At 71.7% G+C, this 24,090-nt stretch carries 27 protein-coding genes; 13 read left to right on the top strand and 14 right to left on the bottom strand.

Going from position 1 to position 24,090, the window contains the following annotated elements; translation table 11 throughout:
* Positions 1-138: 138 nt before the first annotated feature.
* Together L3Q67_RS37400 and L3Q67_RS37395 are read right to left on the bottom strand one after the other, a co-directional pair.
* Positions 139-1,656 (bottom strand): flagellar basal body-associated FliL family protein, encoded by a 1,518-nt coding sequence (locus tag L3Q67_RS37400; RefSeq protein WP_499186133.1) that lies wholly within the window; start codon positions 1,654-1,656, stop codon positions 139-141.
* The gene (locus L3Q67_RS37395) at positions 1,653-2,153 is read right to left on the bottom strand and encodes a hypothetical protein (RefSeq protein WP_499186132.1); all 501 of its coding nucleotides are present in this window, start codon (positions 2,151-2,153) and stop codon (positions 1,653-1,655) included. Before L3Q67_RS37395 ends, L3Q67_RS37400 begins: the two co-directional genes overlap by 4 nt.
* Before the next feature lie 274 nt (positions 2,154-2,427).
* On the opposite strand from L3Q67_RS37395, the gene L3Q67_RS37390 reads away from it, so the two are divergent.
* The 6 genes from L3Q67_RS37390 to L3Q67_RS37365 all read left to right on the top strand — a co-directional run bounded on the left by L3Q67_RS37390 (position 2,428) and on the right by L3Q67_RS37365 (position 7,759).
* Entirely contained in the window at positions 2,428-3,717 is a 1,290-nt protein-coding gene (locus tag L3Q67_RS37390) for an NlpC/P60 family protein (RefSeq protein WP_499186131.1), read from the top strand.
* A 64-nt stretch (positions 3,718-3,781) separates the two neighbouring features.
* Entirely contained in the window at positions 3,782-4,105 is a 324-nt protein-coding gene (locus L3Q67_RS37385; protein ID WP_499186130.1) for an MmcQ/YjbR family DNA-binding protein, read from the top strand.
* Positions 4,106-4,172: 67 nt separating this feature from the next.
* Positions 4,173-4,655: a molybdenum cofactor guanylyltransferase gene (gene mobA, locus L3Q67_RS37380; protein ID WP_499191736.1), complete on the top strand. Its 483-nt coding sequence runs from the start codon at positions 4,173-4,175 to the stop codon at positions 4,653-4,655.
* 87 nt (positions 4,656-4,742) lie between these two features.
* Positions 4,743-5,816: an AAA family ATPase gene (locus L3Q67_RS37375; protein WP_499186129.1), complete on the top strand. Its 1,074-nt coding sequence runs from the start codon at positions 4,743-4,745 to the stop codon at positions 5,814-5,816.
* Between the two features lie 12 nt (positions 5,817-5,828).
* The gene (locus tag L3Q67_RS37370; protein WP_499186128.1) at positions 5,829-6,779 is read left to right on the top strand and encodes a DUF58 domain-containing protein; all 951 of its coding nucleotides are present in this window, start codon (positions 5,829-5,831) and stop codon (positions 6,777-6,779) included.
* A complete protein-coding gene (locus L3Q67_RS37365) occupies positions 6,776-7,759 on the top strand; it encodes a VWA domain-containing protein (RefSeq protein ID WP_499186127.1) in 984 nt (327 codons plus the stop codon). Before L3Q67_RS37370 ends, L3Q67_RS37365 begins: the two co-directional genes overlap by 4 nt.
* A gap of 16 nt (positions 7,760-7,775) precedes the next feature.
* On the opposite strand, the gene L3Q67_RS37360 is transcribed toward L3Q67_RS37365, so the two are convergent.
* Positions 7,776-8,513, bottom strand: a complete 738-nt coding sequence (locus L3Q67_RS37360) for a TetR/AcrR family transcriptional regulator (protein WP_499186126.1) — start codon at positions 8,511-8,513, stop codon at positions 7,776-7,778.
* 31 nt (positions 8,514-8,544) lie between these two features.
* Here L3Q67_RS37360 and L3Q67_RS37355 point away from each other — a divergent pair, with 31 nt between their 5' ends.
* Positions 8,545-9,741, top strand: coding sequence for a Rossmann-fold NAD(P)-binding domain-containing protein (locus tag L3Q67_RS37355; RefSeq protein ID WP_499186125.1), 1,197 nt, complete (start codon positions 8,545-8,547; stop codon positions 9,739-9,741).
* Here the strand turns inward: L3Q67_RS37355 and L3Q67_RS37350 are convergent.
* From L3Q67_RS37350 to L3Q67_RS37325, 6 genes are all read right to left on the bottom strand, one after another.
* The gene (locus L3Q67_RS37350) at positions 9,738-10,202 is read right to left on the bottom strand and encodes a tRNA (cytidine(34)-2'-O)-methyltransferase (RefSeq protein WP_499186124.1); all 465 of its coding nucleotides are present in this window, start codon (positions 10,200-10,202) and stop codon (positions 9,738-9,740) included. The genes L3Q67_RS37355 and L3Q67_RS37350 overlap by 4 nt on opposite strands.
* Positions 10,203-10,224: 22 nt before the next feature.
* Complete coding sequence (locus L3Q67_RS37345; RefSeq protein ID WP_499186123.1) at positions 10,225-11,172, bottom strand: hypothetical protein; 948 nt, start codon at positions 11,170-11,172, stop codon at positions 10,225-10,227.
* Positions 11,173-11,291: 119 nt separating this feature from the next.
* Positions 11,292-12,002 (bottom strand): serine hydrolase domain-containing protein, encoded by a 711-nt coding sequence (locus L3Q67_RS37340; protein ID WP_499186122.1) that lies wholly within the window; start codon positions 12,000-12,002, stop codon positions 11,292-11,294.
* A gap of 57 nt (positions 12,003-12,059) precedes the next feature.
* Positions 12,060-12,995, bottom strand: coding sequence for a type 2 periplasmic-binding domain-containing protein (locus tag L3Q67_RS37335; RefSeq protein ID WP_499186121.1), 936 nt, complete (start codon positions 12,993-12,995; stop codon positions 12,060-12,062).
* Positions 12,992-14,371 carry a sensor histidine kinase gene (locus L3Q67_RS37330; protein WP_499186120.1) on the bottom strand — a complete coding sequence of 460 codons (1,380 nt, stop codon included), beginning with the start codon at positions 14,369-14,371 and terminating at the stop codon, positions 12,992-12,994. Before L3Q67_RS37330 ends, L3Q67_RS37335 begins: the two co-directional genes overlap by 4 nt.
* Before the next feature lie 3 nt (positions 14,372-14,374).
* The gene (locus L3Q67_RS37325; RefSeq protein WP_499186119.1) at positions 14,375-15,028 is read right to left on the bottom strand and encodes a response regulator transcription factor; all 654 of its coding nucleotides are present in this window, start codon (positions 15,026-15,028) and stop codon (positions 14,375-14,377) included.
* Between the two features lie 143 nt (positions 15,029-15,171).
* On the opposite strand from L3Q67_RS37325, the gene fabG reads away from it, so the two are divergent.
* The 3 genes from fabG (at position 15,172) to L3Q67_RS37310 (ending at position 17,977) form a co-directional block, all read left to right on the top strand.
* A complete protein-coding gene (gene fabG / locus L3Q67_RS37320; RefSeq protein ID WP_499186118.1) occupies positions 15,172-15,876 on the top strand; it encodes a beta-ketoacyl-ACP reductase in 705 nt (234 codons plus the stop codon).
* Positions 15,877-15,923: 47 nt separating this feature from the next.
* On the top strand, positions 15,924-16,691 hold the full coding sequence (gene fabI / locus L3Q67_RS37315; protein ID WP_499186117.1) for an enoyl-ACP reductase: 768 nt from the start codon (positions 15,924-15,926) through the stop codon (positions 16,689-16,691).
* Between the two features lie 83 nt (positions 16,692-16,774).
* Positions 16,775-17,977, top strand: coding sequence for an IS30 family transposase (locus tag L3Q67_RS37310; RefSeq protein ID WP_499184553.1), 1,203 nt, complete (start codon positions 16,775-16,777; stop codon positions 17,975-17,977).
* A gap of 107 nt (positions 17,978-18,084) precedes the next feature.
* Here the strand turns inward: L3Q67_RS37310 and L3Q67_RS37305 are convergent, their stop codons facing one another.
* From L3Q67_RS37305 to L3Q67_RS37295, 3 genes are all read right to left on the bottom strand, one after another.
* Positions 18,085-18,480, bottom strand: a complete 396-nt coding sequence (locus L3Q67_RS37305; protein WP_499186116.1) for a nuclear transport factor 2 family protein — start codon at positions 18,478-18,480, stop codon at positions 18,085-18,087.
* 25 nt (positions 18,481-18,505) lie between these two features.
* Positions 18,506-19,675, bottom strand: a complete 1,170-nt coding sequence (locus tag L3Q67_RS37300) for an MFS transporter (protein ID WP_499186115.1) — start codon at positions 19,673-19,675, stop codon at positions 18,506-18,508.
* Between the two features lie 73 nt (positions 19,676-19,748).
* The gene (locus L3Q67_RS37295) at positions 19,749-20,324 is read right to left on the bottom strand and encodes a TetR/AcrR family transcriptional regulator (RefSeq protein WP_499186114.1); all 576 of its coding nucleotides are present in this window, start codon (positions 20,322-20,324) and stop codon (positions 19,749-19,751) included.
* 83 nt (positions 20,325-20,407) lie between these two features.
* Between L3Q67_RS37295 and L3Q67_RS37290 the strand changes: the two genes are divergently transcribed.
* From L3Q67_RS37290 to L3Q67_RS37280, 3 genes are all read left to right on the top strand, one after another.
* On the top strand, positions 20,408-21,454 hold the full coding sequence (locus L3Q67_RS37290; protein ID WP_499191735.1) for a ferrochelatase: 1,047 nt from the start codon (positions 20,408-20,410) through the stop codon (positions 21,452-21,454).
* A 65-nt stretch (positions 21,455-21,519) separates the two neighbouring features.
* Positions 21,520-22,071 carry an RNA polymerase sigma factor gene (locus L3Q67_RS37285; protein WP_499186113.1) on the top strand — a complete coding sequence of 184 codons (552 nt, stop codon included), beginning with the start codon at positions 21,520-21,522 and terminating at the stop codon, positions 22,069-22,071.
* A 31-nt stretch (positions 22,072-22,102) separates the two neighbouring features.
* The gene (locus L3Q67_RS37280; protein WP_499186112.1) at positions 22,103-22,576 is read left to right on the top strand and encodes a peroxiredoxin family protein; all 474 of its coding nucleotides are present in this window, start codon (positions 22,103-22,105) and stop codon (positions 22,574-22,576) included.
* On the opposite strand, the gene L3Q67_RS37275 is transcribed toward L3Q67_RS37280, so the two are convergent.
* Together L3Q67_RS37275 and L3Q67_RS37270 are read right to left on the bottom strand one after the other, a co-directional pair.
* Positions 22,549-23,295 (bottom strand): phosphodiesterase, encoded by a 747-nt coding sequence (locus L3Q67_RS37275; RefSeq protein ID WP_499186111.1) that lies wholly within the window; start codon positions 23,293-23,295, stop codon positions 22,549-22,551. The two genes, L3Q67_RS37280 and L3Q67_RS37275, sit on opposite strands and share 28 nt — an antisense overlap.
* Positions 23,292-24,089 (bottom strand): Rv1486c family protein, encoded by a 798-nt coding sequence (locus L3Q67_RS37270; protein ID WP_499186110.1) that lies wholly within the window; start codon positions 24,087-24,089, stop codon positions 23,292-23,294. Before L3Q67_RS37270 ends, L3Q67_RS37275 begins: the two co-directional genes overlap by 4 nt.
* Position 24,090: the final 1 nt, after the last annotated feature.

Raw genomic sequence — 24,090 nt, 5'->3', positions numbered from 1 at the left:
GCAGCAGGCTGGCATCGGTGCCCGTGACAAACAGTACGCTTGTCCTGTTTTCGATTCAAGCCGCCACGCCGGTGGCGCGCGAAAAAGGCCCCCGCGAAAGTTCGCGGGGGCCTTCTCGGCGCGGACGCGCGGGAGGTCTCAGTTCGCCAGTTCGAGCAGCGCCTTGATGTCACCCGGCTGCAGGCTGCGCAGGACCGTCATGCCCTGCTCGCTCAGCGTGCGGATCGGGCTGACGTAGTGCTTGCCGGAGACCTCGGTGGTGATCACGCCGACGCCCTGCTTGAGGATGCCGGTGCCGAGGCTGGTCAGCGCCTGCCTGACCGCGGGCGGCATGGAGCTGTCCGACTCGCTTTCGACCAGGTCGGCCAGTTCCGAGGCGCACATGCGCTCGGTGCGGCCCTCCATGGTCATCGAGTAGCAGTCGGCGTCCTTGCTCAGCTTGAAGTCCTCGCCGTCGGGGCCCTGCATCTCGAGCGCGGTGAGCGTGGCGCGGGTGCCCCCGCCGACGCTGCTGCTCTCGGTCTCCAGCTTGAGCACCTTCGCCCCGCTGGGCTTTTCGCGGCCCGCCGCGTCGAGGATCGCCGGGCCGGCGTCCTGCAGCGCGCCCATCTCGTCCGGCGGCAGCAGTTCGATGACCCGCTTGATGTCGGCGTCGAGCGCGGCCTGCAGCAGTTCCTTGACCGCGTCGTTCGAGCTGGCGGCGCCGTTGGCCGCGATGCCCTGCGCGGGCCACGCGGTCTTCTCCTCCAGCAGCGCGTAGTCGGCGATCGTGTAGAGCAGGCTGGGGTACCAGGCGTCGTCGACCTTGACCGTGGCGATCCGCACCGGCTCGCCCTTGTTCTTGCGGACCTCTTCGGCGATGTCGATGGTCTCGGTCTCCGGGCCGGTGGGCACGTCGTCCGAGCTCAGCGCGGCGTCGAGGAACTCCTTGGTCAGCGGGATCTTGGAGAAGTCCGCGGTGACGGTGATCTTGCCCGCGGTCAGCTTGGTGATCGTCAGGTGGTCGTTGACCTGCTGGGACTGGCTCTCGTCGAAGACCAGGCCCTCGGTCTTGATCTCCATGCCGGACAGCGCCTGGGGGTCGGCCTCCTGGCGGACGATCTCCAGCCGCTTGAGCTCGGCGGCCACCTCTTCGATCGGGTCGGTGAACAACGAGGCCTCGGCCGGGGCGAGCGTGCTGAGCAGGCCGACCACGTCACCGGAGCCGATGGTGTTCGCCAGGTTCTGCGCCGCCAGCGTCGGCGTCTCCGCGCCACCGGAGGAGCTCTGCGAGAGCGCGAACCAGGTGACCCCGCCGCCGACGGCCACCACGAGCGCGATCACCAGGCCGAGGATCAGGCCCTTGCGGCTCTTGGGTGCGCCGGGTCCGGCAGGTCCGGCAGGTCCGACGGGCTGGACCGGGTAGCCGCCGGTGCCCTGCTGCTGGGCGTAGTACTGCTGCTCCTGGGAGTACTGCTGCTGGTACTGGCCCTGCTGTGCGTACTGCGGCCCGGTCTGCGGGGCGTACTGCTGGCCGTACTGCTGCTGTTGTTGCTCACCGGTGTGCGGGTAGTACTGCTGCGCCGTCGGCGGGTACTGCTGCGGGTACTCCTGACCGCCCTGCTGCCCTTCGCCACCCTGCTGCGGCCACTGGCCACCCTGTCCTGGACTGGTCACGAGACCCCTCGATTCCGTTGTGCCTGGCCGTCGTGCCCGCGCGATCGCAGTGACACGGCGACCGCGCCGAGCGCCCCGATAACGGCGACCAGCGTGCCGATGGTAGTCGTGACGGGCCCCAATGGTGTTACGCCGATGGGCCCGCCTTCATCACCGCCTTGGACGGCGGCGAACCCCGCCGCGGTTCCCACGAATATCGCGAGCACCACGGTCAGCGCGGCACCGGTGCGGGTGAGCCCGAGCACCAGCATGGCGATCGCGGTGGCGGCCAGCAGCGGCACCACGATCCACACCCGCAGCGCGAGCAAGACGAACGGGTTGCCGGTGAGGTCGAAGCGGTCGATCAGGCCGACCAGCTGGTAGCTGCTGCGGTTCACCGACCCCGACCGGAACCAGCTGAGGAAGCTGCCCACCACGGCGAGCACGAGGCCCGTGGCGGCGGAGGCGGCCAGCACCTTGGTGGCCATCGAGCGGGTGGCCGTCGGGCGGTTCGGCACGGTTTCGTCTCCTCGGTTCGCGGTCGGTGCCGCTTGGACGCGCGGCGGGGGTGCTCGGTTCGCCCGCCGCGCGTCCCCGGATCGGGGGAAATGTGGTCAACGAGGCCGGTGTTGGGCGTGTGACTGGTGGTCATCATGGGGTGCAGGTGGCACAGTGCTGGCCAGGACCGGTGTTGTCGCAGGTCAACCGGTGTCGGTTGAGGACAGACGGAGGTGGCGGGTGCGGCGTGGCGAGCGTGTGCGGACGGGCTGGGCCACCGTGGGCTCACTCATCGTGATCCTTCTGCTGGGCGGAACCGGCACCGCGGTGGCCGTGCCGCCACCGCCGCCGAACCCCAGCGACTCCGAGATCGGCAGCAGCCGTCAGGACGCCGACGCGAAGGCGGGCGAGGTGGGCAGGCTGACCAACCAGCTCGCCGAGGCCGAGGCCGAGCTGGGCGAGCTGCAGGCCGAGGTCGAGCTCAAGATGGAGGACGCGAACAAGGCTCGCGTCGACATGGAGACAGCGCAGGACGAGGCGAGCGTGGCCCAGCGCGACGCCGACTCGGCGGGCGCCGAGGCCGACGCCGCCGCGTCCGAGGTGGAGAGGGCACGTGCCGACCTCGACCGGTTCGTCGGCGCCAGCTACCAGCAGGGCAGCCGGATCGGCTCGGTCTCGGCGTACATCGGTTCGGACAGCCCCCAGGACCTGCTCGCCCGCGCCCAGCTGCTCGACGCGGTCGGCGGCAGCCAGGTCGACGCGCTCGAGGGCATGCAGCGCGCGCAGACCGGCAAATCCAACAAGGACGCCGAGGCGCGCAAGAAGCTCGAGGTCGCCAGGGAGAAGCAGGAGGCTGCCGAGCGGGCGAAGGGCACCGCCGACGCCGCGCAGAACGAAGCGGTCCGGGCCCAGCAGGACCAGGCGGCGGCCAACGGACGGCTCGAATCGGAGAAGGCGGACGTCGAGCGGCGGCTCTACGACGCGCAGTCCCGGGTCAGCGGGCTGGAGGGGCAGCGCCAGCGGTACGAGGACTGGCAGGCGCAGAAGCGCGCCGAAGAAGAGGAGCAGGCACGCCAGGCGGCGATGGCCCGGCCGAGCCCTGGCGGGACCAAGGACAACGGCTCGGCGGGCAAGCCGTCGGCGCCGTCCGGACCGGCCGGGCGCACGGTCGAGGCGGTGATCGCGCGGGCGATGTCGCAGCTGGGCGTGGTCTACGCCTGGGGCGGCGGGAACCAGAGCGGGCCCACCCGCGGCATCCGCGACGGCGGCGTGGCCGACGCGCACGGCGACTACCGCAAGATCGGTTTCGACTGCTCGGGGCTGATGATCTACGCCTTCGCCGGGGTGAAGGGGCTGCCGCACTACAGCGGGTACCAGTACAACGCCGGGCGGAAGGTGCCGCTGTCGCAGATGCGCCGCGGCGACATGCTGTTCTGGGGCCGCGGCGGCGGCCGGATCCACCACGTGGCGCTCTACCTGGGCAACGGCCAGATGATCGAGGCACCGCACTCCGGCTCGGTGGTCAAGGTCTCGCCGGTGCGCTACGGCGGCATCATGCCCTACGCGACCCGCCTCATCGGCTGAGGTCGATTCGGCGCCTTCCCGTTCGACGTTCGGGTGAGAACCCCGAGTCCGGACGGAGAGGACCATGCTCGAACCAGCAGACGTGCGCCGGATCGCCCTGGCGCTGCCCGAGGTCACCGAGGTGGCCGAAGGGGCGGCACTGAGCTTCCAGATCCGGCGCCGCACCTTCGCCGCGGTGGTCGCCGACGGCACCCGCGCCCTGCTCCACCTCAAGGAAGCCGACGTCCGCGCGGCGGTCGAGGAGGAGCCGTCGGTGTTCAGCGGACTCGTCCGGCAGCAGCGGCTGCTGCTCGAGGTCGACCTGGCCAGGGTCGACCCGGAACGGTTCCGGGAACTGACCGGGCGGGCCTGGGCCTGGCGCGCGCCGAAGCGGTACGTGGCATCCTGAGCCGGTGTTCGCCGGAATAGTGCTCGCCGGTGGCGAAGCCCGGCGGTTGGGGGGCGTGGACAAACCCATGCTCGAGGTGGGTGGCAGGCCGCTGCTCGCGGGTGTGCTCGACGCGCTCGGCGGGGCCGCCGCGGTCGTCGTCGGCCCGCCTCGACCCGGCCTGCCCGCCGTGCGCTGGACCAGGGAGCAACCGCCGGGCGGTGGTCCCGTGGCGGCGCTCGCCGCCGGGCTCGCCCTGCTGCCCGAGGCGACCGAGATCGCCCTGCTGGCGGCGGACCTGACCGGGCTCACCTCGTCCACAGTGGACCGCCTGCGCCGCGCCCGTGGTGACGCGGACGGTGCCCTGCTGGTCGCGGACGGCCACCGCCAATGGCTGACCGGGGTGTGGCGCGCCGGTGCGCTGCGGGCGGCGATCCCGCCCGAACCCGCCGGTGCCGCCCTGCGCCGGACCCTGACCGGTTTGTCCATTGTGGAGGTACCCGCGGTGGCGGGGGAGGCGGCCGACGTGGACACCCCCGAGGACCTGGACCGGCTGCGCCGCTCGCGGTGATCGCGTCTTCACAGCCGTCATACCGGGACGCCGGTTGACTACGGTGGCGGCACCATCTGCAGAAGAACCCTTGTCGAGGAGGCACCCGTGACCGATCCCGGCTACGCCGAAGGCGTGCCCGGTCAGCAACCCGGCACCCCCGCGCGGGACGCCCAGTTGCTGGAGCGCACCGTGTTCGAGGTGAAGCGGATCATCGTCGGGCAGGACCGGCTGGTCGAGCGCGTGCTGGTGGGCCTGCTGGCGAAGGGGCACCTGCTGCTCGAAGGCGTGCCGGGCGTGGCGAAGACGCTCGCCGTGGAGACCTTCGCGCGGGTGGTCGGCGGGTCCTTCTCCCGCGTGCAGTTCACCCCCGACCTGGTGCCCGCCGACATCCTCGGCACCCGCATCTACCGCCAGGGCGCCGAGCGGTTCGACGTCGAACTCGGCCCGGTGGTGGCGAACTTCGTGCTCGCCGACGAGATCAACCGCGCGCCGGCCAAGGTGCAGTCGGCGATGCTCGAGGTGATGGCCGAGCGGCACGTGTCCATCGGCGGCAAGACCTTCCCGATGCCCGACCCGTTCCTGGTGCTGGCCACCCAGAACCCGATCGAGAACGAGGGCGTCTACCCGCTGCCCGAGGCCCAGCGCGACCGGTTCCTGTTCAAGATCGTGGTGGAGTACCCCACGGCCGAGGAGGAGCGCGAGATCGTCTACCGGATGGGCGTGACCCCGCCGGAGCCGCACGAGGTGCTCAGCCCGGCCGAGCTGGTCCGCCTGCAGGGCGTGGCCTCGCAGGTCTTCGTGCACCACGCGCTGGTCGACTACGTGGTGCGGCTGGTGCTGACCACCCGCACCCCGGCCGAGCACGGCCTCACCGACGTGGCGGGCTGGGTGTCCTACGGCGCCTCCCCGCGCGCCAGCCTCGGCATCATCGCCGCTTCGCGGGCGCTCGCGCTGGTCCGCGGCCGTGACTACGTGCTGCCGCAGGACGTGGTCGACGTGGTGCCGGACGTGCTGCGCCACCGGCTGGTGCTGTCCTACGACGCGCTGGCCGACGGGGTCCCGCTCGACCACATCATCACCCGGGTGCTGCAGACCGTGCCGCTGCCGCAGGTCTCGGCCCGGCCGCAGGGTCCGCAGGGGCCGCAGCAGCCGGTGCCGGCGGGCGCGCCGGTCAGGTAAGCGGCGAGGTAGATGTTTTCGGCGAAGGACACCAAGGACGAACGACCCCGCTGGGCGCCACCGGTCCTGCGGGGCGACCGGCTCGAGGCCGGGTTGCGCACGCTCGAACTCGACGTGCGGCGGCGGCTCGACGGGCTGATGCAGGGCAACCACCTCGGCCTGGTCCCCGGCCCCGGCTCCGAGCCGGGGGAGGCGCGGCCGTACCAGCCCGGTGACGACGTGCGCCGGATGGACTGGGCGGTCACCGCGCGCACCACGGTGCCGCACATCCGGGAGACCGTGGCGGACCGCGAACTGGAGACCTGGGTGGTGGCCGACCTCTCGGCCAGCCTGGACTTCGGCACCGCGCTGTGCGAGAAGCGCGACCTGGTGGTCTGCGCGATGGCCGCGCTCGCGCACCTGACCGGGGGCGGGGGCAACCGGATCGGCGCGATCATCTCCACCGGCGCGCAGACCGCGCGCATCCCGGCCCGCGGCGGCCTGGCCCACGCGCGTGGGCTGGTCCGCAAGGTGGCGGAAACCCCGCGTGCGGGGGAGGGCACCCGGGGTGATCTGCCCGCCGCGATCGAGCAGTTGAGGCGGCCGCCCCGGCGGCGCGGGCTGGTCGTGGTGATCTCGGACTTCCTCGGTGGCATGGAATGGCAGCGGCCGCTGCGCGGGTTGTCCGCGCGGCACGAGCTGATCGCGGTCGAGGTGCTCGACCCGCGTGACCTCGACCTGCCGGAGGTGGGCACCGTGGTGCTGGCCGACCCGGAGTCGGGGCGGCAGCGCGAGGTGCACGCCACCCCGTTGCTGCGCAAGGAGTTCGGTGCCGCCTCACGGGCGCACCGGGCCGAGGTGGCCGCCGGGATCCGGCGCGCCGGGGCCGGGCACCTGGTGCTGCGCACCGATTCGGACTGGATCGCGGACATGGTCCGCTTCGTGGTGGCCCGCAAGCGCGGATGGTCGGGAGGTGTCGCATGAGCTTGACCGGATTCGCCGCGCCGTGGTGGTTCCTGCTGCTGATCGCGGTGGCCGGGGTGGTGGCCGGGTACGTGGTGGTCCAGCGCCTGCGGCGGCGCCGCACGCTGCGCTTTTCCAATCTCGAACTGCTGGAGAAGGTGGCGCCCAGGAGCGAGCGCCGGATCCGGCACGTGCCCGCCGCGCTGATCACCGTGGCGCTGATCCTGCTCACCGTGGCGCTGGCCGGGCCGACCGCCGAGGCGAAGGTGCCGCGCAACCGTGCCACGGTGATGCTGGTGATCGACGTGTCGCTGTCGATGGAGGCCACCGACGTCGCGCCGAGCCGGATCAAGGCGGCGCAGGAGGCGGCGCGCTCGTTCGCCCAGGGGCTGACCCCGGGGGTGAACCTGGGCCTGATCTCCTTCGCGGGAACGGCGACCGTGCTGGTGGCGCCGACCACCGAGCGGGTCAACGTGGTCAAGTCGATCGACAACCTCAAGCTCGCCCAGTCCACCGCGACCGGTGAGGGCGTGTTCGCGGCGCTGCAGTCGATCGAGGGCTTCTCGTCGGTGATCGCGGGTGCCGAGGGCCCGCCGCCGGCGCGCATCGTGCTGATGACCGACGGCAAGCAGACCGTGCCGACCGACGACCCGTACGGACCGCGGGGCGGGTTCACCGCCGCGCAGGCCGCGCGGCAGGCGCAGGTGCCGATCTCCAGCATCTCGTTCGGCACCTCGCAGGGCACCGTCGAGATCGAAGGCGAGCAGGTCCCCGTCGAGGTCGACGACGAGTCCATGCGGGAGATCGCCAAGCTCTCCGGTGGCGAGTTCTACAAGGCGGCGACCGCCGAGGAACTCAAGCAGGTCTACGCCAACCTCGGCGAGCAGATCGGCTACGAGACCAAGGACGCCGACGCGAGCAGGCCGTGGGTGGTCCTGGGCACCCTGGTGCTCTTCGCCGGGGTCGGCAGTTCCCTGCTGATCGGCCAGCGCCTGCCGTAGCTTTCGGGGTGCGCGCTCATCCGGCCCGGTGCCGGATGAGCGCCGCCACGCCGTCGAGGATGCGGTCGAGGCCGAACGCGTAGCCGAATTCCCGCTCCTGCTCCGGTGTCTCCGCCGGGTAGTCGAACGCGCCCGCGTCGATCGCCGCGCGCAGGGCGGGAAACCGTGGTGCGTCGACGAGTTCGCCGAGCAGGCCGCTGTGCGCGGCGATCGATTCGCTTGACGCGGCCGTGCCGAGTTCGGCGCTCATCCGGGCGCTGGTGAGCAGGTGACCGGCGATCAGCAGCACCACCCCGGTCTTGTCGGCTTCGGTGAGCCCGGTGCCGCGCAGCGCGCGCAGGGCACGATCGGTCCACGCCAGCTGGTTCGGGGTGATCGGCGGCCCGGTGATGGGCAGGTGCGGGATCCACGCGTGCGCCCGCAGCATCGTCCACTGCGCGCGGGCCCAGCGCTGCAGGCCGAGTCGCCAGTCGTCGCCGGGGTCGTCCAGTTCCGGTGGCACGGTGGCGACCGAGTCCAGCATCAGCAGCAGGATCTCGTCCTTGCTCTTCACGTGCCGGTACAGCGACATCGCGGTGAAGCCGAGCCGGTCGGCGATCTTCGCCATCGACACCGCGCCGAGTCCGTTTTCGTCGGCCAGTTCCACCGCTGTGCGCACGATGCGGGGCAGGCTCAGTCCCTCCTCCGGTTTCCGTGCCGGATCGCCCGGCCGGGCCCAGAGCAGTTCGAGTGCGGCGGGCAGCTGATCGTTCATGGCTACGAATATATGCTATAAACTCCAGTTTATGGCATATACAGCGATGATCATCGGCGGCGGTGTCGCGGGAGCGGCGAGCGCGGTCGCCCTGAACCGGGCGGGTATCGACTCCGTCATCTACGAGGCGTACGACCGCGGCGCCGACAACGCGGGGGTCTTCCTGACCCTGGCGGTGAACGCCCTCGACGCGCTGCGCGCGCTGGGGATGGACGTCGGCGAACTCGGGTTCGACACCCCGAGAATGGCGATCACCAGTGGCTCCGGCCGGAAGCTCGGCGAGTTGCCCTACGGCACGGCGCTTTCGGACGGCACGGTCAGCCGCACGGTCAAGCGGGCCGACCTGTACCGCGCGCTGCGGGAGGAAGCCGTTCGCCGTGGCGTGCGCGTCGAATACGGTAAGCGGCTCGTCGACGCCGAAAGCACCGGCGACGGCGTCCGGGCGCGGTTCGCCGACGGCACCACGGCCGAGGCTGGCCTGCTGATCGGCGCGGACGGCCTGCGGTCACGCACCCGCGAGATCATCGCCCCGGACGCTCCGGGCGCGCGGTACGCCGGACTGCTCAACACCGGCGGCTACGCCCGCGGGGTCGAGACCGGTGCCGAGCCGGGCGTGATGAACGCGATCTTCGGCAGGCGCTGCTTCTTCGCCTACACCGTGCACCCGGACGGCGAGGTCTGGTGGGTGGCGAACCCGGCGTACCCCGCCGAGCCCACCCCGGCGGAGCTGGCCGCGATCACCCCGGAGCAGTGGCGCACCCGCCTGACCGGGTTGTTCCGGCGCGACCGCGGGCCCGCCGCGGCCATCGTCGAGGCCACCGACCGGGTGTTCGCCGGGTGGAACACCTACGACCTGCCCACCGTGCCGCGGTGGCACCGCGACCGGATGATCATCGTCGGCGACGCCGCCCACGCCACCGCGCCGTCGATCGGGCAGGGCGCGGCCATGGCCATCGAGGACACCGTGGTGCTGGCCAAGTGCCTGCGGGACAGCACGTCCGTCGCGGACGCGTTCGCCGCCTACGAGGGCCTGCGCCGCGAGCGGGTGGAGCGCGTGGTCGAGCAGGGCAACCGGACGGGCGGCTGGAAGGCGCTCGGCCCCATCGCCCGGCTGCCCCGCGACCTGATCATGAGCGTGGCGATGAAGCGCATGGCCCGCACCGGCGCCGACCCGAGCCGGTGGATCTACGAGCACCACCTCGACTGGGACACCCCGGTGTCCGCTTAGGACGCGCCGGCGAAGTCGTGCTGGCGCCAGGCTTCGTAGACCGAGACGGCGGCGCTGTTGGCCAGGTTCAGCGAGCGGTTCGCCGGTCGCATCGGCAGGCGGACGCGGTCGGTGACCTCCGGGGCGTCGCGCACCTCCGGCGGTAGCCCGGCCGACTCCGGCCCGAACATCAGCACGTCACCGGGGGAGTAGGCGACCTCGGTGTGGCGCTTGCTGCCCGCGGTGGTGAAGGCGTACACCTTCGCGGGCAGCAGCGCGGCCCACGCCGACGCCAGATCGGGGTGCACCCGCACCACCGCCAGGTCGTGGTAGTCCAACCCGGCGCGGCGCAGGTGGTTCTCCTCGAAGTTGAAGCCGAGCGGCTCCACCAGGTGCAGTTCGCACCCGGTGTTCGCCGCGAGCCGGATGGCGTTGCCGGTGTTGGGAGGGATCTCCGGCCGGTAGAACAAGATGCGGAACACCCGCCCACCCTAACGAGCCCCTTCAGGAGTTGTACGGCATGTTCGGCCACCACAGGACGCCGGCGCGGTAGCCCAGCTTGACCGTCCAGTAGAAGACGAAGAACGTGCCGACCAGGATGAAGGCGGCGGCGGAGACGCGGGCCGCGCGGCCGGGTGAGCGGGTCAGCCAGCGCTGGAAGCGGCCGCGGGTGGCCAGCATGACGATCAGGAACAACACGGCGACCCCGGCGATGTTGCCCGCGGACTGCAGCGCGAAGGTCAGGAAGCCGAGCAGCGGGTTGTCGGTGGAGGCGGCGTACTCGTACAGCTTGCGGAACGGCGGGTACGGCCTGCCGATCAGGAACGCGCCCATCAGCCCGCCGAGGAAGACCAGTTCGGACCCGGGGCGGCGGGCGAAGAGGCCGGCCAGCGGGTTGCGGGCGATCCCGGCGTAGCTCAGCCCGCGCCACAGCATGATCAGGCCGATGATTCCGAAGACGATCCCGGCCTGCAGGATGCGCACCGGCAGGCCGGTCTCCGGGTCGCCGAGCCGCGCCGAGGACAGCTGCGGCATGCCGTCGCTGAACAGCACACCGATCGCCCCGTAGAGCCCGGAGACCACCACCGCGCCGAAGAGCAGCAGGCCGATCGGGCGCAGCATCGCCAGCAGGCGGCTGCGGTGGTCGCCGGGCTGCGCGGCCAGCGGGGCCAGCGCGCTGAACACGGCCACGTTGCACGCGGTGAACATGCCCGCGATGCCGGTGACGAAGGCGAACGCGATGGCCATGCCCGAACCGGAGATGGTCACCCCGGCGAGGTCCTCACCGAAGATCGGCCCGGCGATCCCGCCCGCGATCACCTTGTCCACCAGGTGCGGGGACCACAGCACGGCGAGCACCACGCCGGCCAGGCCGGAGAGCAGCACCAGCCGCCACGGTTTCGGCGGTGCCCCGGTGAGTTCGGCATCGGACAGTGGCGTGGGCTGGGTCATCGGGGTTCCTCCGCGGCCGGTCAGCACTGGTGCCGGAAGTGAACCGCCCTGTTGACCGCTGATCAAGGTGCGATCGGCGCAACAGGGGTTGCTCACCACAGAACCCGGAACTGGGGTTGCTAACCCGAAATCGCCGCCCGCTCCCGCGCGATGATCGCCTCCACGTCGAGGTCGTAGTTGCAGAGGATCACCGCGGTCCAGTCGCGGTCGAGGTAGCTCGACCAGTTGGTGCTGCCGCCCGCGATACCACCGCTGTGCCCGAGCACCCGCTGCCCGCGGTACAGCGCGGCGATCGGCCCGTAGGCGTGGAAACCCTCACCGCGCAAGGGATCCGGCGGTCCCATCGGGGCCGCGCTGACCTTCCCATTGATGTAGAGCTCGTGGTAGGCGCGGCCGAGCAGCTTGCCTTCGCGCAGCGCGCGGGCGAACGAAACCAGGTCCGGCGCCGAGGCGAACCCGTTGCCCCCACCGGATCCGATGAACGCCCTGGCGGAGGTCGAGCCGGGCGCGCCGCCGAGCACCGCGCCCTTGCCGAGGTGACGCACACCGTCCACACGCGACCCGTCGGCCCGCAGGATGTAGGGGTGGGCGATCCGTTCGTCGCGCAGCCATTCGGGCCTGGTGTAGTAGGCGGAACGGTGCATCCCGGCCGGGGCGAAGATGTGGTCGCGGACGTAGGTGTGGAACGGCTTGCCGGACACCGCGGTGACCGTCCCGGCGACCTCGGCGGCGAATCCGCCGAGGTGCTCGCCGAACTCGTCGTAGAACCGCAGCCTCCCCTGTTCGGCCAGTCGGACCACGGCGAGCCCGGTGAGCGGAGAGCAGGGCACGTCGTGAAGTGGGGGTCATGGGCGCGATCGAACCCGGCCCGGTGTTTTCGTGGCGTTTCAGCCGTGCAGTTCGCGGTAGGTCCGCACGGCACCGGGGTGCAGCGGGACCTCGCCGGTGCCGATGAGCGTGCGCACGTCCAGGAACTGCGCGCCGACCGCCTCGGCGGGCACCAGGTCGGCGGCGTGGCTGACCAGCACGCGCACCACGGCCGCCGCCACATCGTCCGGCAGGGAAGGCGCGCAGGCCAGCAGGTTCGCGGTGCCGATGGTGGGTACCTCGCCCACGCCGTCGTAGGCGCGGGAGGGCACGCGCACCTGTTCGTAGACCGGGCCGTGCACCGCCCGCAGCACCGGCAGCACCTGGTCGAGGGCGAGCAGCCGGATCGGGGTGTCGCGGTCGAGTTCGCTGATCGCCGGGGTCGGCACCCCGCCGGACCAGATGAGCGCGTCCACCCGGCGGTCGCGGAGCGCGGCGATCGCGTCGTCGAGCAGCAGGGTGCTGGGCTCGACCTGGATCCCGGCGACCGTCAGCATGCGCTGGGCGAGGAAGGCGGCGCCGGAGAACCGGGAGCCAATGGCCACCGGCCGCCCGGCGAGCCCGGCCAAGTCGCGGACCGGGCCGTCGGCGCGGACGACGACCTGCAGGTAGTTCTCGTAGACCCGGCCGAGCGCGCGCAGCGGCACCGGCACGGGGAACGGCTCCTGGCCGAGCACCGCGGTCTGCGCCACGTCGGCCAGCACCAGCCCGAGATCCACGGCGCCATCGCGGAGTCGGGTCACGTTGGCGACGCTGGCCTCGGTCACCACAGCTTCGCCGTGCAGATCGGGCTCGGCCTTGGTGATCTCGGCGGCGAGCAGTTCGGCGAAGGCCAGGTAGAAGCCGCCGCGTTCGCCTGCCGCGATGGTCACCTTGCGTTCCGGGCCGCGATAACCGCCGGGGGCGCAGCCGGTGAGCAGCGCCAGGCCGCCGACGAGCAGGCTGCGGCGTCTCATATGGACTCCAGCAGGAGTGCCACGCGGACGGTCAGGCCGTGCGGTTCGGTGTCGTGCAGGCTCAGGCTGCCGCCGTGGGCGGTGGCGAGCCGTTCCGCGATGGCCAGGCCGAGTCCGGTGCCGCGTGGGGCGCCATCGCCGCCGCGTCGCCAGAACCGTTCGGTGGCCTTCGCCCGGTCCTCTTCGGACAGCCCGGGACCGTTGTCGCTGACGAGGAGCACCACATGCTCGTCCTCGGCCGAGCCGCTCAGGGTGACCTCGGGGCCGCCGTAGCTGATGGCGTTGTCGAGCAGCACGTCCAGGATCTGCGCCAGATCGGTTTCGGGGCACCGCAGCAGCGCCTCGGGGAGGTCGTCCACGCGGATGTCCACTTCGGACCTTTCGGCCGACGGACGCCAGGCGTCGACCCGTTCCGCGACCACGCTGCCCAGATCCGCGGACTCCGCCGAGCTCTCGGCCGCCGCCCTGGTCGCCGTGCTTTCGGCGACGGCCAATGCCAGCAGTCCGTCCAGCAAGGACTCCAGTCGCTCCACTTCGGTCACCGTCGCACGGTAGGTGCGCTGCCCGTCCTCGCTGACCTCGGGCGCCAGGGAGTCCACGCGCAGGCGCAGCGCCGCCATCGGGTTGCGCAGCTGGTGGGAGGCGTCGGCGACCAGGCGCCGTTGCTGCTCGGCGGATTCCAGCACGGCGTCGGACATCTGGTTGAACTCGGTGGCCAGCACGCGCAACTCCTTCGGGCCCGCGCTGGCCGGCACCTGGACCCGCCGCCCGCCGGTCACCGCGAGCACCCCGTCTTCCAGCTGGTGCAGGGGTTTCAGCACCCAGCGCGCGAAAACCCAGGCCAGTGCGGCGAAGGCGAGCGCCGCGGCCACCGCGCCGAGGCCGGTCAGCAGCCAGCTGTGGCCGACCTCGGCCGCGGCGGTGTCCACCGAGGCACGGAGGAGCACCACACCGGCGACGCGGGTGCTCGGGCCGACCGGGCGCGCGAACACCACCGGCTCGGCCGACCACGGGCTGAGGGTCTCCGGCGCCGGGGCGGCCTGGTTGCGGAGGGTGGCCTCGATCAGCTCCCGCACCGGCGGCTGGTCCGCGCTCAGCTCCCGGCTTTCCACCAGCGGACGGCGGTCGGCGTCGACCACTAGCACCGGTTCGTTGTATAACGTCCTATACGCTTCCGCTTCGGTGCGCAGCATCGCCACGTCGCCGGATTCGACGGCCTGTTGCGCGAGCAGGACGAAGCGGTCGACGTCGGCGTTGCGGCTGATCACCAGTTGCTGCGTGCGCTGGTCCGCGGTGGCCGACAGCAGCGGCACGGCGAAACCGGCGACCGCGACCAGTGCGAACACCAGCAGGGCGACGAGCAGGCGGGCGCGCACGGGTCAGCCGCCGAGCCGGTAGCCGAAGCCGCGGATGGTGGTGAGCAGGCCGGGGCGGTTCAGCTTCGCCCGCAACTGGGTCAGGTGCACGTCCAGTGAGCGGGACACGGCCAGCCGGGCGTCGCCCCAGACCTCGTCCATCAGCTGCTGGCGGCTGACCGCGGTGCCAGGGCGGTCCGCGAGCACCGCCAGCAGGCCGAATTCCTTGGTGGTCAAGGTGATCTCGGTGCCGCCGACCAGCACACGCCGCGCGGCCAGGTCGATGTCCACGTCGGCCACCCGCACGACCTCCGGCGCCGCGCTGTCGCGGGCGCGCCGGGCGACCGCGTCCATCCGGGCCAGCAGTTCGGCGAGGCGCACGGGCTTGGTCAGGTAGTCGTCGGCGCCCAGGCGCAGCCCGCTCACCACCGAGCGTTCGTCGTCGCGGGCGGTGAGCACGACCACCGGCACGGCGGAGACCTGGCGGATCCGGCGCAGCACGTCGAGTCCGTCGGTGTCGGGCAGGCCGAGGTCGAGCAGGAGGAGGTCCGCGTCACCGTGCCGGGTGAGCGCGTCGGCGCCCCGGGCGGCCCTGGTCACCACGTGCCCGCGGCCCCCGAGTGATTCGGTCAGGGCGTCGGCCACCCCGTCGTCGTCCTCGACGAGCAGCACGCGCACGACGGGTCCTTCCACCTCGGGCTTTCCGCGCATTGTGCCGTACCGGGGCTACCAGTCAGTAGAGGTGGCGCGCGTGCAGCGGCCGGTACCCGGCTGGATAACCTTCGTGCGTCAGCAGCGGCACGAGGGCTAGGAGTGCATACGTGGGACGGTCCGTTCTGGTCACCGGGGGTAATCGCGGCATCGGCCTGGCGATCGCGCGCGATCTCGCGGCCCAGGGGCACAAGGTCGCGGTGACCCACCGCGGTTCCGGCGCTCCCGACGGGCTGTTCGGGGTGCGTGCCGACGTCACCGACAGCGAGCAGATCGACGCCGCCTTCAAGGAGGTCGAAGAGCACCACGGCCCGGTCGAGGTGCTGGTGTCGAACGCGGGCATCACCGACGACACGCTGCTCATGCGCATGGGTGAGGAGCAGTTCACCCGGGTGATCGACGCGAACCTGACCGGCGCCTACCGCGTCGCCAAGCGCGCCACCCGCGCGATGCTGAAGGCGCGCTGGGGCCGGTTCGTGTTCATCTCCTCGGTGGTCGGCCTCTCCGGTTCGGCGGGCCAGCTGAACTACGCGGCGAGCAAGGCCGGCCTCGTCGGGCTGTCCCGGTCGCTGGCCAGGGAACTGGGCTCGCGCAACATCACCTCGAACGTGATCGCGCCGGGCTTCGTCACCACCGAGATGACCGACGAGCTGCCCGAGGCCCGCCGCAAGGAGATCCTCGCCACGATCCCGTCCGGCCGGTACGCCGAGCCTGCTGAAATCGCGGCGGCGGTGCGCTTCCTTTCGTCCGACGAGGCAGGCTACGTCAACGGCGCGGTGCTGCCCGTCGACGGCGGCCTCGGCATGGGTCACTGACACACCGGGCCACCGACCCGTTTTCCCACCCGAACCTGGAGGTATTTGTGACCGGACTGCTCGAAGGCAAGCGCCTGCTGATCACCGGGGTGATCACCGACGGCTCGATCGCCTTCCACGCCGCGAAGGTGGCGCAGGAGCAGGGCGCGAAGGTGGTGCTCACCGGCTTCGGGCGGATGTCGCTGGTCGAGCGGATCGCCAAGCGCCTGCCCGAGCCCGCGCCGGTGATCGAGCTGGACGTGCAAAACAACGAGCACCTGGACACGCTGGCCGACCGGGTGCGCGAGCACGTCGACGGCCTGGACGGGGTGCTGCACTCGATCGGGTTCGCCCCGCAGAGCTGCCTCGGCGCGCCGTTCCTGGACGCCCCGCGTGAGGACGTCTCGGTCGCGGTGGAGGTGTCGGCGTACTCGTTCAAGTCGCTGACCACCGCGGTGCTGCCGCTGCTCGGCGAGGGCGCGTCGGTGGTCGGCATGGACTTCGACGCCCGCGTGACCTGGCCCGCCTACAACTGGATGGGCGTGGCGAAGGCGGCGCTGGAGTCGGTCAACCGCTACCTGGCACGGGAACTGGGGCCGAAGGGCATCCGGGTGAACCTGGTCTCGGCCGGTCCGGTGAAGACCATGGCCGCGAAGTCCATCCCCGGCTTCGGCGAGTTGGAGGACATGTGGGGCGAGAAGGCCCCGCTGGGCTGGAACACCCAGGACCCGACGCCGGTGGCGAAGTCCATCTGCGCGGTGCTCTCGGACTGGCTGCCCGCCACCACCGGCTCGATGATCTGGGTCGACGGCGGCGTGCACACCCTCGGCCTCTGACCCTCCCGCCAAGCCTGGCGAATGCTATGAGTGGGGCGCGGTGTCTAGCGGTGGTTGCAACTCCTGAGTGAGGAGGGGTTGTGATGGGTCGTCGGTTGTTGCCGGTGGGTGTGGTGGCGGGGTTTTGGGAGGGGGTGCGGGCGGGGTTGTCGGTGCGGGCGGCGTCGCGGGTGGTGGGCGTGTCGCACGAGACAGGGCGGCGGTGGTTCGCTCAGGCTGGTGGGGTGAGTGCGAACGCGAGGATTCCCCGGCCGGGGTCGGGCCGGTTTTTGAGCCTGGCCGAGCGGGAGGAGATCGCGGTGGGGATCGCCCGGGGTGAGTCCAACACGCAGATCGCCGCCCGGCTGGGGCGGGACAAGTCCACCATCGGCCGGGAGATCGACCGCACCGTGGGCCGGGTGCTGGGCACCGAACACGCCGGCACCGATGCGCGAGAACACTACCGGGCCTCGGTCGCGCACGAACTGGCCCGCGAACGCGGCAAACGGCCGAAACCGGCGAAACTGGCCGTGCACCGGCAACTGCGTGAGCAGGTCCAGGCCGGGCTGAACCAGAAATGGTCCCCCGCGCAGATCAGCGCCACCCTGCCCGAGCAGTTCCCCGACGACCCCGGCATGCGCATCAGCCCGGAAGCGATCTACCAATCACTGTTCGTCCAGGCCCGGGGTGCGCTGCGGCGGGAACTGGCCGCCTGTTTGCGCACCGGGCGGGCACTGCGGGTCCCGCGTAACCGGGCCCGCGCCCGCGCGCAAACCTCGAAACTGGGCCACCCGATCCCGATCTCCCAGCGCCCCGCCGAAGCCGCCGACCGCGCAGTACCCGGACACTGGGAAGGCGACCTCATCCTCGGCAGCGCCAACACCTCCGCGATCGGGACCCTGGTCGAGCGCTCCACCCGCTTCGTCATCCTGCTCCACCTGCCCGACGGGCACACCGCCGAACAGGTCCGTGACGCGATGATCCCCGCCATCACCGCCCTGCCCCAGCATCTACGCCGCTCCATGACCTGGGACCGCGGCAACGAAATGGCCCGCCACCCCGACATCACCCTGGCCACCCGGATGCCCATCTACTTCGCCGACCCCGCCAGCCCCTGGCAACGCGGCTCCAACGAAAACACCAACGGACTACTCCGCCAGTACTTCCCCAAACACACCAACCTGACGACCCACACCGCCCAAGACCTCGCCCACGTCGCCACCGAACTCAACAACCGCCCACGCCAGACACTGGGCTGGCACACACCAGCCCGATGCCTACGTGAACTACTATCCCAACCAACCTAAGTTGCAACCATCGGTTGAGACCACCGGGCATTACTTGCATTCAACGCAAGTAATGCCCCACTCATAGCATTGAGCGGAGCCGCCACCTGGCTCAGGAGCTTATGGCGTCAGGCGGGCCGAGTGGCGTCGGCGACGTGCCAGCTGTCCTCGTGCAGGTGGTACCGGGTGATCCGGCCGCCGGTCACGGTCAGTTCGATGGCGAACCGGGTCTCGATCCAGCGGCCGGTGGACCGGACCCGCGAGCGCAGGTGCCCGGTGCGCACCGCCTGCTCACCGTCCACAAAGGTCCGTTCCACCTCGTAGACGTCCCGCTCCAGATAGCGGTCCAGGTCGGCGAAGAACTCGCGGACCTCGGCGCGGGTGGTGCGCTTGCCGATCCACGGCACGACCGCGGTGTCGCCGGGGATGTCCCAGTCGACGGTCTCGGCGAACAGTTCGGCGATCCGGCCGGGGTCGTAGTCGGCCATCCGGCGGTCGAGTTCCGCCAGCACCTCGCGGGTCATGGGTTTTCCTTTCCTCTCAGGGATTTCAGGCGAGAACCAGTGCGCGTTCGTCCCGCTGCTGCAGCGCGGAGGCGAGCGCGACGCCACCGAGGGCCAGCACGCCTAGTGCGATGCTCACCCAGGTGACGCTGAGGTAGCCGAGGCCGGCGTCGATGGTCAGGCCGCCCAGCCACGGCGCCACCACGATCCCGGCGTTGAACGCGGAGACGTTGCTGGCACCGGCCAGCGTCGGTGCGGCCGAGGCCAGCGCGAACACGCGGACGTTGAGCGCGGGGTTGGTCAGGAAACCGGTCAGCCCCAGCAGGAACGCCGCCGTCACCGCGACCGCGGCCGACGAACCGGCCGCCGCGAGCACCGCCAGCACCACCACCGCCGCGCCGATCCCGCCCCCCAGTGTCCTCAGTGGATGGACATCGGCGAGCCGCCCGCCCAGGGTGATGCCGATGACCGCGCCCACGCCGTACAACCCGAGCACGCCGGGCAGCCAGCCGGCCGGCAGGCCGCTCACCTCGGTGAGCAGGGGAGCCAGGTAGCTGAAGGTCGCCATCGCCATCGCGGTGCTGGCCGAGGTGATGCCGAAAGCCAGCCACAGCCGGGGATCGCGGTAGGACCGCAGTTCGCCGCGCAGGCTCGGGCGCTCGGCGGCGGGCCGGATCGACGGAACCAGCAGCAGCACCCCGGCGATCGCCACGGCGGTCAGCGCCGCCACCGCCCAGAACGCCGAGCGCCAGCCCGCGAACTGGCCGAGGAGGGTGCCCGCCGGCACGCCGAGCACGTTGGCCACGGTCAGCCCGCCCGCCATCACCGCCAGCGCGCGGCCACGTCGTTCCGGCGGCACCATCGCCACCGTGGTGACCGCGGCGACCGCCCAGAACCCGGCGGCGGCCGCCGCGCTGACCACCCGTGAGGCGAACAGCAGCCCGTAGGTGGGCGCGACGGCGCCGACCACGTTGCCCAGCAGGAAGATCGCGAGCATGCCGAGCAGGGTGAGCTTGCGCGGCAACCGGAGCGTGGCCGCGGCCAGCAGTGGCGCGGCCACCAGCATGCCCACGGCGAACGCCGAGATCAGCAGCCCGGCGTCGGGGATGCTGACGCCGAGGTCGGCGGCGATCGGCGGCAGCAGCCCGGACAGCATGAACTCCGAGGTGCCGAGCGCGAAGATGCTCAGCGCCAGTACGTAGACGGCGATCGGCATCCGTCCCCCTTCGTTTTGGATCGACTGGTTCAAAATGTGGGCAGCACAAGGCCGGGCGGGTGTGGAGGGGAGGTCAGAGCGTGCTGAGGGCGAGTTCCGCGATGCGTTCGAGCGTGGGGCGGTCGGTGCCGCTGCGCGCGCTCAGCCGCAGCGCGGCGATCTGGCTGTGCAGGAACCGGGCCAGCACCAGCGCGTCGTGGCCGGTGCCGATCTCGCCTTCGCGCTGCCCGGCGAGCACCACGGCGTGCATCGCGGCCACGTAGCGCTCGGTGTCCTTCGCCAGCTGGGCGCCGACCTCCGGGTCCTTGTCGCCGAGTTCGGCGAGCGTGTTCACCGCGAGGCAGCCGCGGTGGTCGCTGGTGAACTCGTCCTCGATGGTGCCCAGCAGCAGGGTGCGCAGCTTCTCGCGCGGCGACCCCGGCCGCTCGAGGAAGTCGATCTGGTGCTGGGTCGCGGTGTCGCAGTAGTGCTGCAGCGCGCGGACGAACAACGCGTGCTTGCTGCTGAAGGTGTTGTAGATGCTGCTGCGCCCGAGTCCGGTGGCTTCGCAGAGCTGCTGGGTCGACGTGCCTTCGTAGCCGCCTCGCCAGAACGCGTGCATCGCGGAGTCGATGGCGGCTCGCTCGTCGAATTCGCGGGGGCGGGCCATGGCAGCACCCTACCTGTTTTGGACCGACTGTTGCAAAACCCCCGGGCAAGCGTGGCCGGGGTCACCGGGGGAAGATGGACACCGTGGGTTACGACGCGTTGCTCTGGTTGTCGTTCGGCGGTCCCGAGGGCCCGGACGAGGTCATGCCGTTCCTGGAGAACGTGACGCGCGGGCGGGGTGTGCCGCGCGAGCGCCTCGAAGAGGTCGCCGAGCACTACCAGCACTTCGGCGGGGTCTCGCCGATCAACCGGCTCAACCGCGACGCGATCGCGGCGGTGGAGAAGGAACTCGCGGCACAGGGCATCGGCCTGCCGATCTACTTCGGCAACCGCAACTGGCAGCCCATGGTCGAGGACACGCTGGCCAGGATGCGGGCCGACGGCGTGCGCCGCGCGCTGGTCTTCCCGACGAGCGCCTACGGTGGCTACTCCGCCTGCCGCCAGTACGACGAGGACATCGAGCGCGCGCGGTCGGCGGTCGGCGAGGACGCGCCGGAACTGACCAAGCTGCGCCAGTTCTTCGACCACCCGCTGTTCATCGGCGCCTTCGCCGACGCCCTGCGCACGGCTCGCGCCGAACTGGACGACCCGGCGGGCGCCCGGATCGTGTTCGTCGCCCACTCGGTGCCCCTCAGCGCGGACAAAGCAGCCGGGCCACCCGAAGAGGGCGGGCACCGGTATTCGCGCCAGATCGCCGAAGCGGCGCGGTTGGTGGCGGCCGAGGCCGGGGTCGAGACCTACGACGTGGTGTGGCAGTCGCGTTCCGGCCCGCCGCAGGTGCCGTGGCTCGAACCGGACATCGTCGACCACATCGACGCGCTGCACGCCGAGGGCGTGCGCTCGGTGGTCGTCTGCCCGGTCGGCTTCGTCTCCGACCACCTCGAGGTCATCTGGGACCTGGACAACGAAGCCGCCGAACGCGCGCAGGAGCTCGGGATGGGCTTCGCCCGCGCGGCCACGCCCGGCACCGATCCCCGGTTCGCCGAGCTGGTCGTGGAACTGATCCGCGAGCAGGTTTCCGGTGCCCCCGCGCGGAAGCTGTCGGACTTCCCGGTGGCGGGCTGCACGGTCAACGGCGCGCCCTGCGCGATCGCCTGCTGCGAACCGGCCCGGCGGCGTCCGGTGAGCTGAATCCTTCTCACCGGGAACCGACTCTTGTAGGGGCCGGGACAGTCCCGGTGCTGGAGGAGGTTGCCGTGGACGCCGTGGACGCCGTGGACCAGGATGGGTGGCCCCGGGAGACCTTGGTCGCCGCCGCGCAGGGCGGGGACCCCGGTGCCATCGCCGCCCTGGTCTCGGGTTCACACCCGCACGTGCAGCGTTTCGCGCGCTCTCTGTGCGCGTCGCCGGAGGACGCGGAGGACTCGGCGCAGGAAGCGCTGATCATCCTGTACCGCAAGATCGGCACCCTGCGGGCTTCGGGCGCGCTCGCGTCGTGGATGTTCCGGATCGTGCGCCACGAATGCCTTCGCCGGGCCCGGCGAGCGTGGCGTGGTGACGACCTGGCGCATCCGGGCGCGGTGGTGTCCGCGGAGGACGACGTCCTGCAACGGCTGGAGGCGCAACGGGTGGCCGCGGCGATCGCCGAGCTGCCCGCCGACCAGCGTCGCGTCCTGATCATGCGGGACATCCAGGGCTATTCCGGCCGCGCGGTCGCCGACGCGCTCGGCCTCAGCACGCCCGCGATGAAGTCCCGGCTGCACCGGGCCAGGGCCGCGGTCCGCCAGCTGCTGCTGGACGCACGGTAGACCTCGCCAGCCATTTCCGAGGAGTTTCGTCATGCTCGAAATCGGTACCACCGTCCCCGACCTCGCACTCGAAGACACCGAGGGGCACGCCGTCCGGCTCGCGGACTACCGCGGCAAGGACAACGTGCTGCTGTACTTCGCGCGCTCGACCACCTGTCCCGTGTGCAACAGCCATGTCAAGGATCTCGCGGAGCTGACGGCCGCCGACGTGCGTGTCCTGGTCGCCGTCCCCGAAGGCCGGGCGCAGGCCGCGGCCTGGCGGGCGAAGCGGAAGCCGCCGTTCCAGGTGGTCACCGGCCGCCACGGCACACCGCACGAAGCGGTCGGGTTGCTGCGCAAGGTGTTCGGCGCGCTGCAGCAGTCCGGCAGCCTGCTGATCGACCGGGACGGCATCATCCGCCACGCCCACGCGGCGACCATGCCCACCCACAGCTACGACAAGAAGGGGATCACCGGAGCGATCCGCGCCCTGTCGGCTCAGGCGCCCGGTGGGACGACGCGGTAGTGCGTGGTCAGCCGCCGGTCGTCGTCCAGGATGTGGAAGGCGATCGACGGCGGCGCGTCGAGGTCGGTGGTCTCGTCGCTTTCCCACGGCAGGTTGACCGTCGACACGACACCCGGCGCGACGAGCAGGGGCAGGCCCGCGAAGGTGCTCGCCGCACCCGTGTGCGCGTGGCCGCACAGCACCGCGACCACGTTGGGGTACCGGCCGAGCAGCGCGGCCAGCCGGCCGGCGCCCGACTGCCCGATGTCGTCGACGTACGGGATGTGCAGCACGACCGGCGGGTGGTGGAAGCACACGAACACCGGATCGTCCCCGGCGCCGGCGAGGACCGACTCGAGCCAGGCGAGCGTTCCGTCGTCGAGGTGGCCGCCGGCGCGACCGGGGACGCTGGAGTCGCACAGGGCGAACACGGCGCCGCCGACGCGGTGCACCTGGTTGATCGGCTCGCCGGAGGCCTGTTCGCCGAGCAGGACCTCCCGGTACGGCCCGCGCGCGTCGTGGTTGCCGGGGCAGTGCAGCGGCTTGGGCGGACCGGCGAACAGCTTGGCGACCTGCTCGTACTCCTCGGCCAGGCCGTGATCGGCCAGGTCGCCGGTCACCAGTACCGCGTCGAGTTCGCCCGGCAGGCCGTCGAGGTGGGCGAACACGCGGGCCGCCCGGTCCAGGCTGCGCGGCCCGCCGTCGAGGTGCAGGTCGCTCACGTGCGCCAGCACGATCACGGCAACCGGTCCGGCTGGTCGGCGAAGACCCGGATCGTCTCGTTGACGGCGGCGAACCGGGCGGTCCGGACGGCGTCGTGCAGGGGACGCAGCGCGTCGGCACGGCGAAGGGCAGCTGACGCCGAGAGCGCGCCGCCCGGGTCGTCGGCGTGGGCGAGCGCGAGGATCGCGCCGATCTCTTCGGCTCGCTGCAACACGCGGAGCGCGCGGCCGGGAGTACCGGACGGCCAGCTCACGTGGGCCGTGCGGCGCAGGCGTTCGGACAGTTCGGCGCGCACGCCAGGGCGTTCCCTGGCCACGTCCAGCTCCTGCAGCGCGCCCGCGCTGTTCCTGGTCGCGCTGGTCAGGTCGTGCTCGGCCTCGCCGAGCGCGACGTACTCCATCGGCGCCGCCGTGGTGATCCGGTGCACGGTCCAGCGCAGCAGGCCTTCGGCGATCGTCTCCGGCACCACGCCGTACCCGACGTCCGGGAAGACCACCGCCTCACCCGAGCGCAGCGCGGCTTCGGTCAGCGGGCCACCACCGCCGAGACCGCGCACGTCGCCGGGCGCGGGCAGCACGAGCCGCGCGGAGCCGGCGTCGAGGCGGCGCAACGCGGTCAGGAAGGTCGCGAGCCCGGCCGGGCGCTCGCCGGTGACCGGGATGTCGAAGGCGTCGGCGACGAGCGGGTCGGCGGCCACCACCTCGTGGTCCTCGCCCCACACCCGGAGCGCGTCGAGGGCGTCGTCGGAGGCCGCGGCACCGTGGAGCCACGCCGAGGACCAGACCGCGAGGGACGCACTGGGACAGCACACG

It is taken from the genome of Saccharothrix sp. AJ9571, from assembly GCF_021725495.1.
Lineage (GTDB): Bacteria > Actinomycetota > Actinomycetes > Mycobacteriales > Pseudonocardiaceae > Amycolatopsis > Amycolatopsis magusensis.
This window is presented reverse-complemented; position numbering and strand designations above follow the sequence as displayed.

Excerpts from the sequence above, each read along its gene's own strand:
- L3Q67_RS37360 (WP_499186126.1), bottom strand. The coding sequence starts at position 8,513 with ATGAACGATCAGCTGCCCGCCGCACTCGAACTGCTCTGGGCCCGGCCG.
- L3Q67_RS37305 (WP_499186116.1), bottom strand. The coding sequence starts at position 18,480 with ATGACCCGCGAGGTGCTGGCGGAACTCGACCGCCGGATGGCCGACTAC.
- L3Q67_RS37280 (WP_499186112.1), top strand. The coding sequence starts at position 22,103 with ATGCTCGAAATCGGTACCACCGTCCCCGACCTCGCACTCGAAGACACC.
- L3Q67_RS37335 (WP_499186121.1), bottom strand. The coding sequence starts at position 12,995 with ATGAGACGCCGCAGCCTGCTCGTCGGCGGCCTGGCGCTGCTCACCGGC.
- L3Q67_RS37345 (WP_499186123.1), bottom strand. The coding sequence starts at position 11,172 with ATGACCCAGCCCACGCCACTGTCCGATGCCGAACTCACCGGGGCACCG.
- L3Q67_RS37310 (WP_499184553.1), top strand. The coding sequence starts at position 16,775 with ATGGGTCGTCGGTTGTTGCCGGTGGGTGTGGTGGCGGGGTTTTGGGAG.
- L3Q67_RS37355 (WP_499186125.1), top strand. The coding sequence starts at position 8,545 with ATGGCATATACAGCGATGATCATCGGCGGCGGTGTCGCGGGAGCGGCG.
- L3Q67_RS37365 (WP_499186127.1), top strand. The coding sequence starts at position 6,776 with ATGAGCTTGACCGGATTCGCCGCGCCGTGGTGGTTCCTGCTGCTGATC.
- L3Q67_RS37385 (WP_499186130.1), top strand. The coding sequence starts at position 3,782 with ATGCTCGAACCAGCAGACGTGCGCCGGATCGCCCTGGCGCTGCCCGAG.
- L3Q67_RS37295 (WP_499186114.1), bottom strand. The coding sequence starts at position 20,324 with ATGGCCCGCCCCCGCGAATTCGACGAGCGAGCCGCCATCGACTCCGCG.
- L3Q67_RS37300 (WP_499186115.1), bottom strand. The coding sequence starts at position 19,675 with ATGCCGATCGCCGTCTACGTACTGGCGCTGAGCATCTTCGCGCTCGGC.
- mobA (WP_499191736.1), top strand. The coding sequence starts at position 4,173 with ATGCTCGAGGTGGGTGGCAGGCCGCTGCTCGCGGGTGTGCTCGACGCG.
- L3Q67_RS37370 (WP_499186128.1), top strand. The coding sequence starts at position 5,829 with ATGTTTTCGGCGAAGGACACCAAGGACGAACGACCCCGCTGGGCGCCA.